Annotated in this window: 11 protein-coding genes; 5 read left to right on the forward strand and 6 right to left on the reverse strand. The window is 36.8% G+C overall.

Annotated elements, in window-relative coordinates:
• Positions 1–31: 31 nt before the first annotated feature.
• Positions 32–2,494 carry an alpha/beta hydrolase family protein gene (locus BM201_RS15425; RefSeq protein ID WP_092544207.1) on the reverse strand — a complete coding sequence of 821 codons (2,463 nt, stop codon included), beginning with the start codon at positions 2,492–2,494 and terminating at the stop codon, positions 32–34.
• A 139-nt stretch (positions 2,495–2,633) separates the two neighbouring features.
• Here BM201_RS15425 and BM201_RS15430 point away from each other — a divergent pair, with 139 nt between their 5' ends.
• Positions 2,634–3,662 carry a 3-oxoacyl-ACP synthase III family protein gene (locus tag BM201_RS15430; protein WP_092544209.1) on the forward strand — a complete coding sequence of 343 codons (1,029 nt, stop codon included), beginning with the start codon at positions 2,634–2,636 and terminating at the stop codon, positions 3,660–3,662.
• Positions 3,663–3,802: 140 nt separating this feature from the next.
• On the opposite strand, the gene BM201_RS15435 is transcribed toward BM201_RS15430, so the two are convergent.
• The 3 genes from BM201_RS15435 to BM201_RS15445 all read right to left on the reverse strand — a co-directional run bounded on the left by BM201_RS15435 (position 3,803) and on the right by BM201_RS15445 (position 5,076).
• The gene (locus tag BM201_RS15435; protein ID WP_092544211.1) at positions 3,803–4,003 is read right to left on the reverse strand and encodes a hypothetical protein; all 201 of its coding nucleotides are present in this window, start codon (positions 4,001–4,003) and stop codon (positions 3,803–3,805) included.
• Positions 3,996–4,244, reverse strand: coding sequence for a putative signal transducing protein (locus tag BM201_RS15440; RefSeq protein WP_092544213.1), 249 nt, complete (start codon positions 4,242–4,244; stop codon positions 3,996–3,998). The genes BM201_RS15435 and BM201_RS15440 overlap by 8 nt, the downstream gene beginning before the upstream one ends.
• A gap of 97 nt (positions 4,245–4,341) precedes the next feature.
• The gene (locus BM201_RS15445) at positions 4,342–5,076 is read right to left on the reverse strand and encodes a hypothetical protein (RefSeq protein WP_092544215.1); all 735 of its coding nucleotides are present in this window, start codon (positions 5,074–5,076) and stop codon (positions 4,342–4,344) included.
• 195 nt (positions 5,077–5,271) lie between these two features.
• Between BM201_RS15445 and BM201_RS15450 the strand changes: the two genes are divergently transcribed.
• Positions 5,272–5,856, forward strand: coding sequence for a DUF4136 domain-containing protein (locus BM201_RS15450; protein WP_092544217.1), 585 nt, complete (start codon positions 5,272–5,274; stop codon positions 5,854–5,856).
• Between the two features lie 82 nt (positions 5,857–5,938).
• Here BM201_RS15450 and pheT read toward each other — a convergent pair whose 3' ends face one another.
• Complete coding sequence (gene pheT, locus BM201_RS15455; protein ID WP_092544219.1) at positions 5,939–8,365, reverse strand: phenylalanine--tRNA ligase subunit beta; 2,427 nt, start codon at positions 8,363–8,365, stop codon at positions 5,939–5,941.
• 98 nt (positions 8,366–8,463) lie between these two features.
• Complete coding sequence (recG, locus tag BM201_RS15460; RefSeq protein ID WP_092544221.1) at positions 8,464–10,563, reverse strand: ATP-dependent DNA helicase RecG; 2,100 nt, start codon at positions 10,561–10,563, stop codon at positions 8,464–8,466.
• Between the two features lie 162 nt (positions 10,564–10,725).
• On the opposite strand from recG, the gene BM201_RS15465 reads away from it, so the two are divergent.
• Genes BM201_RS15465 through BM201_RS15475 form a run of 3 tightly spaced genes read left to right on the forward strand, consistent with a single transcriptional unit; the run spans position 10,726 to position 14,675 of the window.
• Positions 10,726–12,840, forward strand: coding sequence for a M1 family metallopeptidase (locus BM201_RS15465; RefSeq protein WP_092544223.1), 2,115 nt, complete (start codon positions 10,726–10,728; stop codon positions 12,838–12,840).
• Positions 12,841–12,852: 12 nt separating this feature from the next.
• Positions 12,853–13,755, forward strand: a complete 903-nt coding sequence (locus tag BM201_RS15470; RefSeq protein ID WP_092544225.1) for a patatin-like phospholipase family protein — start codon at positions 12,853–12,855, stop codon at positions 13,753–13,755.
• On the forward strand, positions 13,755–14,675 hold the full coding sequence (locus BM201_RS15475; RefSeq protein WP_092544227.1) for a patatin-like phospholipase family protein: 921 nt from the start codon (positions 13,755–13,757) through the stop codon (positions 14,673–14,675). The genes BM201_RS15470 and BM201_RS15475 overlap by 1 nt, the downstream gene beginning before the upstream one ends.
• The last annotated feature ends 489 nt before the right edge of the window (positions 14,676–15,164 follow it).

The following is a 15,164-nucleotide window of genomic DNA, read 5'->3' on the forward strand; positions in this document are numbered from 1 at the left end:
GAAGGCTTTTAAAAATTAGTGTTGGTTTTAACTAATCCTGGATTTCTTCCTTACTGGCTTTTACATCGGTTTTTGGTTTATTCTTTACATATTTTTCTAACCACTCATCTTGTTCCCAAAGAACATGTAAAACCGATTCTTTTGCACTGTATCCATGACTTTCTTTAGGTAGCATTACTAGTCTGGCAGTAGCCCCAAGTCCCTTCAATGCGTTAAAATAGCGCTCGCTTTGCATAGGATAGGTTCCCGAATTATTATCGGCTTCTCCATGAATTAACAGTAAGGGAGTTTTCATTTTATCGGCATGCATAAATGGAGACATGGTATAGTAAACTTCTGGTGCTTCCCAGTAATTTCGCTCTTCACTCTGGAAACCGAATGGCGTTAATGTTCTATTGTAGGCTCCACTTCGCGCAATTCCGGCAGCAAAAAGATCAGAATGTGATAATAGGTTAGCCACCATAAAAGCACCATAGCTGTGCCCGCCAACTGCAACACGATCTGGATCGATAAATCCCATCTTATCTACCGCGTCGATAGCCGCAGCCGCATTGTCTACCAACTGTTTTCTAAAAGTATCATTTGGTTGCTCGTCACCTTCGCCAATAATTGGGAACGCGGCATCATCTAAAACGGCATAACCTTTATTTACCCAATAAATAGGAGAACCGTAATAAGGATAGGTAAAATCATTTGCATTACTAGTGTTTTGTGAAGCTGAATTTTTATCCTTGTACTCCCTTGGATATGCCCACATGATCATAGGTAGTTTTTCAGGATTTTCTTTATCGTATCCCGCAGGTAAATAAAGTGTCCCGTTCAGCTCTAAACCGTCTTCACGCTTGTAGGTGATCACTTCTTTACTTACTTCTTCTAAACTTTTAAAAGGATTTTCAAAATTAGTGATTTGCTGCAAACCAATTTTTTTCTTGATGTTTCTAATATAATAATTAGGATACTCTGTTGAAGCTTCAATTCTTACCAGTATTTCACCTTTGTCCATATCTAAAGCTTCAACGATACTTTCCTTTTTATCTTCAAAAGTAGATTGGTAAAGTCGGTTGGTATTGCCAGTTGATAAATCAATTTTATCAATAAATGGATATTGTCCTTTTTCAGAATAGCCAGCACCAATTAAATAAGCATCTTTCCCGTCAAGTTCTAAAACATATCTTCCGAAGTCATTTTTATGCGTTACAAAATTTCCTGGATTACTGTAAACGTCCTGGTAATTTCTATCAAAAAGAACTTTAGGATCTTCATTATTTTTCGATGGATCGATCAGGTAGGTTTTTCTATTTCTTGTATTCCACCAGTAATCCATGGCAATAGCAGTTTTATCATCACCCCACATAATTCCGCTATAGCGATTTATGGTTTTGAAGAAAGCCTTTCCTTCTCCGTCAAATGGAGCTTCTAACATAAAAACCTGGTCGCGATGATCTACTTCAACTTCAGGGTCACCACCATCCAAAGCCACGGCGTAAATTAAAGTCGCAGGTTTATCTGCTCGCCAATTTAGGCTTCTGCGACCTTCCTGAGTAGACATAAAACCTTGTGGCAGATCTTCCAAAAGCGGTACATCATTCACCATATTTACCAGGCTGGCATCGGTTGTATAAATATTGGTTTCTGCAGGGAATCTATAATAAGGCACCAGGTAAGAAAATGGTTTTTTAATGGTAGTTATCATAACATATTCCCCATCTGGAGAAAAGCTTATATCATCGTACATTTTAGCTTTCATCCATTCTTCGGTATGTCCATCCAGATCAACTTTAAATAAAGAAGATCTTGCAAGCTGCTCAAAATTATATTCATCATTCGGGTCTTTCAGAAGATCCTGATACGTTCTATTTTGTGCTTCTTTACCATCGCTTACACTAACCGTTGGTCCTGTTGGCACTGCCATAGCTTCGTCTATAAGTTCTTTACGATCTGCCGGCAGCATTTTAACAAGTATTGCTTCACTATCTTTAAACCAGTTAATAGTATTTCCCATATTGGCATTTAAGTTAGCATCGCTAAGTTTTTTGGCTGTGGCAGATTTAATATCTATAACCCATAATTCTACTCCGGTTTCAGAGGTATGTGTAAAGGCGAGTTTCTTTTCATTTGGGGACCAGCTAAGATTTGCTATTCTTGGGTTCTCAGGTAAACCTTTTACGTTTGTAGGTTCATCAGCTTTAAAAGCTTTTATTTTTATATCGTTGTAATAGCGAGCCCGGCTACTAATATTGGTTACCGGATTAATTCGTAAACCACCAAGACGTAATTCCTTCTCGCTTAGTTCTGCAATAGTCTTGTATTGATCGCGGTAAAGAAATAACATAAGATCTCCCTTGCTATTAATATAAGTTCCGGGAGCTAATGGCACGTCTACCAGATCTAATATTGGTTTTGGTGGCTTTTGATAAGTGAGATTTTCCTGTGCATAATTGCTGAAAATAGAAGCAGCAAAGCATAGAAAATAAACGATGATTTGTTTTTTCATTGGATTGGTTTTAGAATATTAGTTGTACTAAGATAAGATATTCTATAAAATGTTAATCTTTACTATATTGCAAGCCTAAGAATTTAGATATTTACTAAATTTAAGAGGATAAATTTTTAATAATTTAAAAATAAACTGAATGTATCAGTCTAAAATTGCCGGATTAGGAAAATATGTGCCAGAGAATGTGGTGACCAATGATGATCTATCCAAAATAATGGATACTAATGATGCCTGGATACAGGAACGAACAGGAATTAAAGAAAGAAGGCATATTAAAAAAGGCGATGGAAATACTACGGCAGGAATGGGAGCAAAAGCTGCCAAAATTGCCTTAGAAAGAGCAAATATTAGTAAAGACGATATAGATTTGATCATCTTTGCGACTTTAAGCCCAGATTATTATTTCCCTGGGTGCGGTGTGCAAATACAGGAAATGTTGGATATCCATACCTGCCCCGCACTGGATGTTCGTAATCAATGCAGTGGTTTTATTTATGGACTTTCTGTAGCAGATCAATTTATCAAGACAGGAATGTATAGAAATGTCCTTTTAATAGGAAGTGAAAATCATAGTGGTGGTTTAGATTTTACAACACGTGGGCGCTCTGTTTCTGTGATCTTTGGAGATGGAGCAGGAGCAGCGGTATTAACCAGAAGTGACCATAATGGGCAGGGAGTTTTATCTACTCATTTACATTCTGAAGGGAAACATGCATTAGAACTAAGTCTAAAAGGGCCTAGTACCAATCATTGGGTTCCAGAGATCATTGCTGAAAATAAGGCGGCAGGAGATGAAAGCCAGTTGAAAGATATTCCTTATTATCCTTATATGAACGGCCAATTTGTATTTAAAAATGCCGTGGTTCGTTTTTCTGAAGTTATTATGGAAGGATTAAAAGCTAATGGAATGGACGTAAGTGATATTGATATGCTAATTCCGCATCAAGCTAATCTTAGGATTTCGCAATTCATTCAGCAGAAATTCAAATTAAGAGACGATCAGGTATATAATAATATTCAGAAATATGGGAATACAACCGCAGCGTCTATTCCTATTGCTTTAACTGAAGCATGGGAAGAGAGGAAAATAAAAGAAGGCGATACACTTGTTTTAGCTGCTTTTGGTAGTGGATTTACCTGGGCTAGTGCTGTAATCGAGTGGTAAAATAATAGATCGAAAACATAAAAAAGCGGCTAAAAGCCGCTTTTTTATTGGCACCGCCAAAGGGTATAATACCCAGAGGCTTGCCTCGAAATTAAAAATTTGTTTCCAACAAATGCCTCGAGGACTCGCCACGAGGTAGTTTACTTTAAAGATTTAAAAAACCTATAGATACAAATTACTCCAGCAGCTACAAAGCCAATAGCAATCGCAAACTGAAGTTCATATTTCTGGTAATTTTCGTATAAACTAATCACGCGATATGCACCGTATCCAAGCGAAAAAATACCAACGGCTAGATACGCGTAATTACGGCCTTTAGAAGGCAATTTTTCTTTACTCATGTTCGGCTACATCATTTGGGAATGTCGCTTTTACTATAGCGGCAGCTTCATCAAAATGACTTTTAATTACAAAAAGCTGAACCTGTCCTGGGATTCCGCCACCAAAACCTGCTCTTAAACCAGATTCCATATCGTTACGTACACGATTAGAAATTCCAGATTTATTAAATAATTCCTGTAAATATTGTACGTTTACCTCGCTACCGGTGTAAACCCTTTCGTATGTTTCGTTATTGCTCATAATATCAATTTAAGATTCTAAAATACAAATATTGGGTATTTTAAAAGCCCTATTTAATTAGAGTTTAACGTTATTTATAGGCAGTTGTTGTGGGGTTTTAGGCGTTGTAGTATTTACTGTCCCAGATCGATTCACTAAAATTTTTTCCTTTTTTAAAGCCATAGAAAATAGCCAGACCGCCAACCCATTTAAACACAAAAAACAAGATCATTAAAAATTCAGTTGTTGTTTGTTTACCGCCGTGTGCGAAAATTTCCTGCGGAATTAAATAGGTAATGGCTAAACTTAGTAGAAACATCGAAAAGATAAAATTCTCTAATTGCTTAAATGGCCACATTAATAATTTTCTAAAAGGATGAAGATCGTTCCCCCATTTATGAACCAGGTAGTAATATTCGTTACCCATAGGTGCCATTAATAAAGGGTCATCTGCATTTTCTAATTTAAATAATCGGGCAGGAGCGATAATTCTAAAACCAGAAAGACTGGTGTTGTGATCGTTTTCCAGTTTTCGAATCGCCATAATGGCATCGTAAGGAATTTCAGCTTTAAAAAGAGAAGAGCTTAAGAAACGTAATCGGTAATCGATACATATTTTCTGGATATCGCTTATATGAAAAATGCGATTAGATTCCAGCAGGTCGAAATTCAATGAATTTGAGATATTTTCTTCACCAGCATTTTCTAATGCTTTTAAAATATCCTGATCTCTATCTTCATTTTGTTTGAAAACCGAATTAATTTCAGCTAAAAATCGATCTTCAGAAGTTCTTTTATTTCGCGATCTTAAAAGTTGTTTTTCAATGTTGGTTCGGGGAAAGTTCATCATCATCAATCACTTTGCATGTGCCACTAAAATATACAATATCGGTTTAAATACCAATCTCTTAGCTGTTAATTGATAAATTTGACAACAGCTTCTTTACTTTATACGTTTCTAAATGCTTGTTAAAATTATGTCTAAACAATGCTAAATCATTTTGGGAAATGCGCATAAGCTATTATTATGCAGTAAAATTCCTAAATTATGAAACTACTTAAATGGAGCGGACTTTTATCGATTGTTATCCTTTTAGCAAGTTGCGGAGGGGGAAAATCTATAGAAGTTGGCGAGAACCCAAAAGATCTCAAGAATTATTCAACTTACGCATTTTTGCCTAATAAGAATAAGATTAGCACACCCGGTTACAATAATGAAGAAATTAATTCTGAAATTGTAAATACTATCAACGAAAATATGGATGACGAAGGTTATCGCTATGAAGAAGATCAGCCGCAGGTTTTAATCTATGTGCACACGATGTTCGATGATAAGGTTGAGGTTAATGCAGACCCTGTGTATACCAGTTATTCTTATTATCGTCCAGATTTTTACATAGGTGATTATTACAAGCCTTTTATGTATAAGGATTATTATACCATACAGCGTATTACTGGCGATAATATTCAGCAGGTGCCTTATTCATCCAGGTCTATTGTAATTGATTTCATAAACCGAAAAAACAACAAGATTATCTGGAGAGGAACAACCAATGAAGTTGAGATCGATGATCGCAGAACAGAGCGCGATGTAAGGAAATATGTAGACGAAATTTTCAAACAATTTCCGTAATCATATCAATACATACTGAAAAAAATAAAGGCTGAAATTATCGAATTTCAGCCTTTATTTTTATAGATTTTTTCTTCGGAATTTATCGTAGTTTCGCTTTCAATTCATTTTCGAAACGATACTGAAGCTTACTCATAATCTTGTCGATCTGCTTATCTGTCATCGTTTTATTTTCATCCTGAAAAGTAAAACTTACCGCATAACTCTTTTTGCCTTCCGGAAGATTATCACCCTGGTACACGTCGAAAAGATTTACTTCTTTAAGTAATTTCTTTTCAGTTTGTGTAGCAATAGTTTCAATTTCAGCATACGAAATCGCTTCATCTAAAAGTAAAGCGAAATCGCGTCGTACTGCCGGATATTTAGGGATGTCAACAAATTTATTCGATTGGGTTTTAGCAATTTCGATTACTGCATCCCAATTAAAATCTGCAAATAAAACTTCCTGATCGATATCAAAATGCTTCAGGATCGATTTTTTTATTACCCCGAATTCTACCAACTTCGATTTCGCAGAACTTAACATTAAACCTTCAGCAAAAATATCAGATTTAGAAGCTCCAGATTTTAGAGTTTTAATGCCTAATCTTTGGAAAACTGCCTCAATCACTCCTTTTAAATAAAAGAAAGTTCCTTTTTGTGCAGCTGCATTCCAGCTTTCAGTAGATCTATCACCGCTCACAAATATCGATAAGTGCTTGTTCTCTACACGACCGCTAACGTAGCTGTGATAGGTTTTACCAAATTCAAAAAGTTTAAGATCTCTTCTTTTTCGGTTTAAATTATATCGAATACTTTCTAAACCACTAAAAAGCATCGATTGTCTCATTACTGAAAGATCACCACTAAGCGGATTCAGCATTTCAACATTGTATTCGCTTTTTAACTGCTCGGTAAGTTCTAAATGCGATGGCGAGGTTAGAGAATTGGCCATCGTTTCGTAGAATCCCTGCCCAACAAGTTGATTAGCGATTATATTTTGAAGTTTATAATCTTCGAATTTCGATGAAATAGAAACCGAAGCATTAAACTTTTCGTTGAATTTTATATTGTTATAACCGTAAACTCTAAGGATCTCTTCGATAACATCAGATTCTCGCTGAACGTCTACACGGTAAGAAGGAATCGTTAATCCCATACCGGTTTCAGTAACGTTATTCACGCGAATTTCTAATGAAGCTAAGATCGATTTGATGGTTTCTTCTTCAAGATTCTCACCAATTAGTTTGTTTACTTTATCGAAGGTTAAGAATACCTGGAAATCTTCGATTTTCTTAGGATAAAGATCGTCGATATCGCTGGTAATTTCTCCACCGGCCAATTCAGTAATTAAAAGAGCGGCACGTTTTAATGCGTATTCTGTAATGCTAGGATCGATGCCACGTTCAAACCTAAAAGAAGCATCGGTATTTAAACCATGTCTTTTAGCAGTTTTACGCACGCTAACCGGGTTAAAATAAGCACTTTCTAAGAAAATCTGAGTGGTGTTTTGTGAAACTCCGCTATGCAATCCGCCAAAAACTCCGGCAATACAAAGAGGTTTTTCTTTATCACAGATCATAAGATCTTCTTCGTGCAGTTCTCTTTCAACTTCGTCTAAAGTGGTGAATTTTGTACCGGCTTCAACAGTTTTTACGTGAATCTCGTTTCCTGTTATTTTGGCCGCATCAAAAGCGTGTAGTGGTTGCCCAAGCTCGTGCATTACATAATTAGTAACATCTACGATATTGTTTTTTGGCGTAAGGCCAATTGCTTTTAGACGATTTTGTAACCATTTAGGAGATTCACCAACTTTCACATCGCTTAGCGTGATCCCACAATAACGTGGTGCCAATGAAGAATCTTCAACAAAGATCGGGATTCTTAAGCTACGGCTGTCTACATGAAAATTACTTACCGATGGCGTGATTAACTCTAAGGTTTTGTTGGTTTGCTGGTAACCTGCTTTTAGATCTCTGGCAACACCCCAATGTCCCATGGCATCGGCACGGTTTGGCGTTAAACCAATTTCAAAAACCTTATCATTTTCAACATTAAAAATTTCAGCCACAGGTGTTCCCGGGATAAGATCTGCATCCATCACCATAATACCTTCGTGGCTACTGCCAACTCCGATTTCTTTTTCAGAACAGATCATTCCAAAACTAGATTCGCCTCTAATTTTTCCTTTTTTGATCTTCCATTCTTCACCTTTTTCATCGTAAAGAACAGTTCCTATAGTTGCAACCGGAACCTTTTGCCCGGCAGCAATATTTGGTGCACCACAAACAATTTGTACTTCTTCGTTATCACCAATATTTACTTTGGTAAGATTTAGTTTATCGGCATTTGGATGCTTTTCGCAACTAAGAACGTGCCCAACCACGATACCTTCTAAACCACCTTTTACACTTTGGAAACTCTGAATTCCTTCAACCTCTAAACCAAGATCTGTTAGTAATTCTCCGGTTTTTTCGGCATCTTCAGGAAGCTTTATAAATTGTTTTAACCAGTTGTATGAAATCTTCATCTAAGTAATTTTACAATCCACAAAGATAGCATTACCAATTATTTTGGCATAATCTAAGGTTTGTAAAATTCTAAGGGATTTTTGGCTAATTTCTACAATCAGGAAATATAATTCCAGATGTTTTGATGCTTGGCTAATTGGCCGTAAGTAAATCGTAAAATTTTGTTCTTTTCTAAGGCCAGTTTTGGATCTTCTTTAAGCACTTTTTGAGCTACATGCCGTGCTGTTTTTAGTAAGTCGTTATCCTTCACTATATCTGCAATCTTAAGATTAAGTACACCACTTTGTTGTGTTCCCATAATATCTCCCGGGCCGCGGAGTTTTAGATCGACTTCAGCAATTTGGAAACCATCGTTGGTCGCCGTCATAGTTTCTAATCTTGTTTTGCTATCGTTCGATAATTTATGGCCGGTCATTAAAATACAGTAACTCTGCTCGGCGCCACGTCCAACACGTCCGCGTAACTGGTGCAATTGTGAAAGCCCAAATCTTTCAGCACTTTCTATAACCATCACACTGGCATTGGGAACATTTACGCCAACTTCTATCACGGTGGTTGCGACCATAATTTCGGTTTTTCCTTCCGCAAAGCGCTGCATTTCGTAATCTTTATCTGCAGGTTTCATTTGCCCATGAACTATTGAAATTTGATAATCAGGGAATTCCCTGGCGATACTTTCATACCCATCCATCAAATCCTTATAATCCATTTTTTCAGATTCCTGAATTAAAGGATACACCACATAAACCTGCCGGCCTTTGTCGATTTCTTCTTTTAGAAAGCGGAAAACTTTCAATCTATTGCTATCAAAACGATGTACTGTTCTTATCGGTTTTCTTCCCGGTGGTAATTCGTCGATTACTGAAATATCCAGATCTCCATATAAACTCATCGCCAAAGTACGCGGAATAGGAGTAGCTGTCATTACTAAAATATGAGGCGGAATTTTATTTTTTCGCCATAATTTTGCTCGTTGCGCGACACCAAAACGATGTTGCTCATCGATAATTGCTAAGCCAAGATTGTTGAATTTTACCTTATCTTCTAACAGTGCGTGCGTACCAATTAAGATGTCGATCTCGCCACTTTCAAGTTTTTCATGTAGCTCACGTCGATGCGTTTTTTTGGATGAACCGGTAAGCAAATAAATAGAAAGATCCATTTTTTCGCATAGTTCGACTAATCCCTGGTAATGCTGAATCGCTAAAATCTCTGTTGGAGCCATCAAACAGGCCTGAAAATCATTATCAATCGCAATTAGCATGCTCATTAAAGCCACAATGGTTTTTCCAGAACCTACGTCCCCTTGTAATAAACGATTCATTTGTGCGCCGGTTCCAAGATCTGCCCTAATTTCCTTGATCACTCTTTTTTGAGCTTCGGTAAGATCAAAAGGCAAGTGATTTTTGTAAAATCCGCTGAAATTTTCTCCAATTTCGCCAAAAACAAAGCCTTTTATTTTTTGTTTTCTCAGCTGATTTTTCAGCAATAATTGCAACTGAATATAAAAAAGCTCTTCAAATTTTAAGCGAAACTGTGCCTTTGCGAGCAACTCGGCATTCTTAGGAAAATGGATATTAAAAAGGGCTTCAGCTTTCGAAATTAGCTTAAATTCGTTCTTAATTTCTTCGCTTAGCGTATCAAAAAATCGCGCCTGGGTTTCCGTAAAAAGCTGTTGCAGCATTTTATTTACCACGCGATTGGTAATCCCTTTTTTCTGTAATAATTCCGTAGAAGGATAAATGGGCTGCATCGCCGCGCGAAGCTGCTTTTTAAAATCGGCGAGCGTATCCATTTCGGGATGCGGCATACTAAAGATGCCATTAAACCAGTTGGTTTTTCCAAAAACTACGTATGGCGTGTTTAATTTCAGGTTTTCTCGAATCCACTTATGGCCTCTAAACCAAACCAGTTCCATACGGCCGGTTTCATCTACAAAATCGGCAACCAGGCGTTTTCCTCGTTTTTGCTCTACAGTTTTAATATTCACTATTTTTCCCACCACCTGCACTTCAGCCGAGTTTCGTTGTAATTCGGCAATTTTATAAAAGCGGGTTTTGTCGAGATAGCGATTAGGGAAAAAATTCACCAGATCCTGGTAGGTATGAATTCCTAATTCTTTCCGTAGCACATCGGCACGATTGGGGCCAACGCCCTTTAAATAATCGATCGGAGTTTGTAGAATATTAGAATTCATAAAAACGAAGATATTAAAATGCCTAATTTTAGAATTATTTCAGGCACATTTTATGCTATTTCTTTTTAGCGATCATTGATTACTGCCGAAAGATTGGCGGTAAATCGAAGCCTCTGGCATTAAATTTTGTAATTTGGCAGTACCAAACGACAGTTTCCAGTAATGAAGAAAATATTCTTTTCCCTTATATTTTTAAATGCTTTTTTAACGCAGGCACAATCGGTAACTCCAGAAAATCAAATCGAGTTTGTAGATTTTAAAAAGGTGAATGCTGAGGTAAGTATTTATCCTGAATTGGCCAAAATCGATGGTAACGTTAATTATTCTTTTGACGTTCTAAAAGCGGTAGATTCCTTTTTTGTTGATACTGAAGATATGACTTTTGAAAAAGTGATGCTGAATGGTAAGGAAACCGATTTTCGCTTAGCTAAAGATAAGATCTGGATCAAAAAGAAACTGACTCCCTCTGAAGAGAATACGGTTCAGTTGAAGTATTATGGCTCACCAAAACAAACCATGTATTTTATTAACTGGGATAAAGAAAATTCCGAAGAAATAAGTAAACAGGTTTGGACGCAGGGGCAGGGCCGCTACACTTCGCATTGGTTACCAAGTTTTGACGATGTGCGGGAAAAAGCGATCTTCAATCTAACGATCAATTTTAAAAAAGATTATCAGGTAATTGCCAACGGAAAGTTGGAAAATGAAAAAGTGCTAAATGATTCGATCAAACAATGGTCGTTTAGTATGCAAGATCCTATGAGTAGCTATTTGGTGGCTATTGCTGCGGGAAATTACAAGAGCAAAGAATTGCAAAGTGCTGGAGGTGTACCTATTTCTCTCTATTACGAGCCAAAAGATGAAAATCTGGTTGAACCTACCTATCGATATTCGAAGAAAATATTCGACTTTTTAGTAGAGGAAATTGGTGTCGATTTTCCCTGGCAAAATTATAAACAAATCCCTGTTGAAGATTTTTTATATGCCGGGATGGAAAATACTGGGACTACGATTTTTTCTGAATCGATGCTAACCGATAGTATAGGATTTAAAGATCAAAATTATGTAAATGTAAATGCGCACGAACTCGCACACCAATGGTTTGGTGATCTGGTAACCGAAGCCGAAGGTAAACATCACTGGCTACAGGAAGGATTTGCAACTTATTACGCTTTATTGGCCGAAAAGCAAATCTTTGGCGAAGATTATTATTACTGGAAATTATACGAAACCGCCGAGCAGCTAAAAAAGATGAGTGATCGAGGTGAAGGTGAAGCTTTGCTAAATTCTAAAGCAAGTTCACTTACATTCTACCAAAAAGGAGCCTGGGCGTTACATATTTTGCGAGAGCAATTAGGCGATGAAGCTTTTAAAACCGGAATAAAAAATTACCTGAAATTATACAGTTTTAGCAATGTTTCTACAGAGGATCTTCTAAAAGAAATGGAGAATGTTAGCGGCCAGGATCTATCACAGTTTCGAAAAGACTGGTTAGAACAATCGGCATTTAAGGCAAATGTAGCGCTGAATTCTTTAGAGAAATCAGCTTTTATAAGACAGTATTTAGATGTTGCCGCAGTTAGGGAGCAAAGCGTGGGTACAAAATATAATGTCTTGAATGGTGCTTTAGATTTTCCGGTAAATGATTATGTGGGGCAGGAAGTAGTGATGCAATTACAAGGAGCTACGGCTCAAGAAGCTATTGATCTTTACAGAAAAGCCTTTGAAACCGGAAATATTTTTGTTCGCCAGGCTATTGCCTCGAGTATGAAAGAAATTCCGCAGACATTAAAATCTGAATTTGAAGATCTATTAAATGATGATTCTTACTTAACAAAGGAATATGCGTTAATGACATTGTGGACCAACTTTCCTCAAGAACGCTCCAAATATTTAAGCAAAACAAGGAATATTCAGGGGTTTTACGATAAGAATGTACGAATGTTGTGGCTCACTTTAAATTTGGTGACACCCGAGTTTGATGCAGGAAACAGTCAGGATAATTACGCTGAACTTTCGGGTTATACGCAAACAAAATATCCATTCCAAATTCGGCAAAATGCGTTTAGTTATTTGTTTCAGATCGATGCATTTTCAGACCAAAATTTAAAAGATCTAATGCAGGGAACGCAGCATCATACTTATCGTTTTAGGGATTTTTGTAGACAATTGCTTAAGGAGTTATTAACTTACGATAAGTATTTGACGAAAATTCAGAATTTATCCAGTTCTTTTTCAAAAAAGGAATGGGATTACTTTCAATCTCAACTCAAATAGTTTTAATTTTCAATGAAAGCATTAGTGATTTCTGGAGGTGGTAGTAAAGGCGCATTTGGCGGCGGCGTTGCCCAATATTTGATCGAAGAAATGAAGCGAGATTATGATCTCTACCTGGGGACTTCTACCGGGAGTTTACTAATTTCTCATTTGGCGTTGCAGAAGGTTGAAAAAATTCGGCAAGTGTATACTTCAGTAAACGAATCGAGTATTTTTAATAATCGTCCTTTTTTGATTAAGCATAAACACGGTTACGACCAGATAAGCATCAATCACTTCAGTGTAATTCGTAATTTCCTTCAGGGGAAAAAAACCTTTGGTGAAAGCAAGAATCTTAAAAAACTGATCTTAAATACTTTTTCTGAAGAAGAATTTCAGCAATTAAAAGCTACAGAAAAGGAAATCTTAGTCACTGTTTCTAATTTATCTTTAAATGAAGTTGAATATAAATCGATCAAAGATTTCGATTATCAGGATTTTATAGATTGGATCTGGATTTCTTGCAATTACACGCCATTTATGAGTTTGGTTCAAAAAGAAGGTTGCGAATATGCAGATGGTGGTTTTGGATCGATGGTGCCAATTGAGGAAGCTGTAAAACGCGGAGCAACAGAAATTGATGCGATCATTTTAAAAACTGAGGTGAGCCATTTAAACCGAATGCCTTCTAAGAATGTCTTTGGATTAATTACCAACCTTTTTAATTTTATAACAGATCGGGTTGAAAATCAAAATATTAGAATCGGGAAGTTTGCGGCGGCGAATAAAGATGTAATTATCAATTTTTATTACACGCCCACAGTTTTAACAACGAATTCCCTTATTTTTGAAGAAGAGAAGATGAAACGATGGTGGAAAAGCGGATTTAATTACGCTAAACTGAAGAGTGAAGAATTAAACCAAATCGAAGTTTAATGCGAGCATTGGTAATTTCGGGCGGCGGTAGTAAAGGAGCATTTGCAGGCGGAGTAGCCCAATATTTAATGGAAGCCGAGAAGAAGAAATACGATCTTTTTCTGGGAACTTCTACCGGAAGTTTATTGATTCCGCATCTGGCCGAAGGTAATATTTCTAAGGTTTACGATCTCTACACAAACGTGAATCAGCGTAAGATCTTTAGTTTAAATCCTTTTATCGTAAAGAAGAAAGAAGGCAGGGAATATGTAACCATCAACTACTTTAATATGTTCTGGCAGTTTCTTAAAAAGAAACGCACATTTGGTGAAAGCAAGAACCTTTTAAGACATATTCGGCGTAATTTTTCAGAAGAAAATTTTAGAAACCTTCAAAATAAAGTTGGTGACGTAGTAGTAACTGTTTCCAATTTATCTAAAAACCGGGTAGAATATAAATCGATGCATGAATGTTCTTATGAAGATTTTTGCGAGTGGATCTGGATTTCCTGCAATTATATTCCGTTTATGAGCCTGGCCAATAAAAACGGATTCGAATATGCCGATGGTGGTTTAGGCTGCGTTGTGCCTATTCGAGAAGCCATAAAACGTGGCGCTACAGAGGTAGATGCTATTATTTTAGAGGCTGAAAACATGGAATATAACAAGGTGTTAGGTAAGAATCCATTTAGTTTGATGCTGAATTTATACAGCTTTGTTTTAGACCAGGTTGAATATCACGATGTGATTGAAGGAAAACTAGCTGCGCTGAATAAAAACGTAAAACTGAATATTTTCTACACGCCAACAAAACTGACCGAAAATTCACTTGTTTTCAATAAAAAGCTAATGACCGATTGGTGGAAGCAGGGCTACGATTACGCCGCCAACAAAGTAAAACAAGATAAAGAAGCCGCAAAAAAGGCCAAAGCTGAGGTTTAGTGGAAATTAGATTTTAGAAAAGAGAATTGAGACCGCTTCGCTGTTAGAAAATGGATAATTTGATAATTTGGAAATGGATCAATTTGAAGATGAGATTTCTCGACTCGTACCTCGCCTGCCTGCTGGCAAGTCAGGCTCCAAATGACATTTGGTTTTAGGCTAACTGAAGGATAAAGTAACTAAAAAAAACTTGCAATTAAACTTTTTAAATAATCCCAGTTACTGAAAGTGGCGTGAAAAAATAACATTCTCATATCTAAATATCGAACTCTTTTATTTACTTGATTTTGCTTTTAATACGATATTCGTTGTCATCTCGAACCTATCTCGCCGGCAGGCAGGCGAAGCGGAGAGATCTTAGCAACAACTGAAAACAGACTTTTCGACTCGTACCTCACTTGAAATGACACTTAATACAAATTGTTTATTGTTGGTTGATCACTACCCACTGCGACTGCTCACTGTCTATTGATAATTGTTAATTGAAAC

The organism is Zunongwangia mangrovi (assembly GCF_900112105.1).
GTDB lineage: Bacteria > Bacteroidota > Bacteroidia > Flavobacteriales > Flavobacteriaceae > Zunongwangia > Zunongwangia mangrovi.

Excerpts from the sequence above, each read along its gene's own strand:
- BM201_RS15440 (WP_092544213.1), bottom strand. The coding sequence starts at position 4,244 with ATGAGCAATAACGAAACATACGAAAGGGTTTACACCGGTAGCGAGGTA.
- BM201_RS15425 (WP_092544207.1), bottom strand. The coding sequence starts at position 2,494 with ATGAAAAAACAAATCATCGTTTATTTTCTATGCTTTGCTGCTTCTATT.
- BM201_RS15430 (WP_092544209.1), top strand. The coding sequence starts at position 2,634 with ATGTATCAGTCTAAAATTGCCGGATTAGGAAAATATGTGCCAGAGAAT.
- BM201_RS15465 (WP_092544223.1), top strand. The coding sequence starts at position 10,726 with ATGAAGAAAATATTCTTTTCCCTTATATTTTTAAATGCTTTTTTAACG.
- BM201_RS15475 (WP_092544227.1), top strand. The coding sequence starts at position 13,755 with ATGCGAGCATTGGTAATTTCGGGCGGCGGTAGTAAAGGAGCATTTGCA.
- BM201_RS15435 (WP_092544211.1), bottom strand. The coding sequence starts at position 4,003 with ATGAGTAAAGAAAAATTGCCTTCTAAAGGCCGTAATTACGCGTATCTA.
- BM201_RS15445 (WP_092544215.1), bottom strand. The coding sequence starts at position 5,076 with ATGATGATGAACTTTCCCCGAACCAACATTGAAAAACAACTTTTAAGA.
- recG (WP_092544221.1), bottom strand. The coding sequence starts at position 10,563 with ATGAATTCTAATATTCTACAAACTCCGATCGATTATTTAAAGGGCGTT.
- BM201_RS15470 (WP_092544225.1), top strand. The coding sequence starts at position 12,853 with ATGAAAGCATTAGTGATTTCTGGAGGTGGTAGTAAAGGCGCATTTGGC.
- pheT (WP_092544219.1), bottom strand. The coding sequence starts at position 8,365 with ATGAAGATTTCATACAACTGGTTAAAACAATTTATAAAGCTTCCTGAA.
- BM201_RS15450 (WP_092544217.1), top strand. The coding sequence starts at position 5,272 with ATGAAACTACTTAAATGGAGCGGACTTTTATCGATTGTTATCCTTTTA.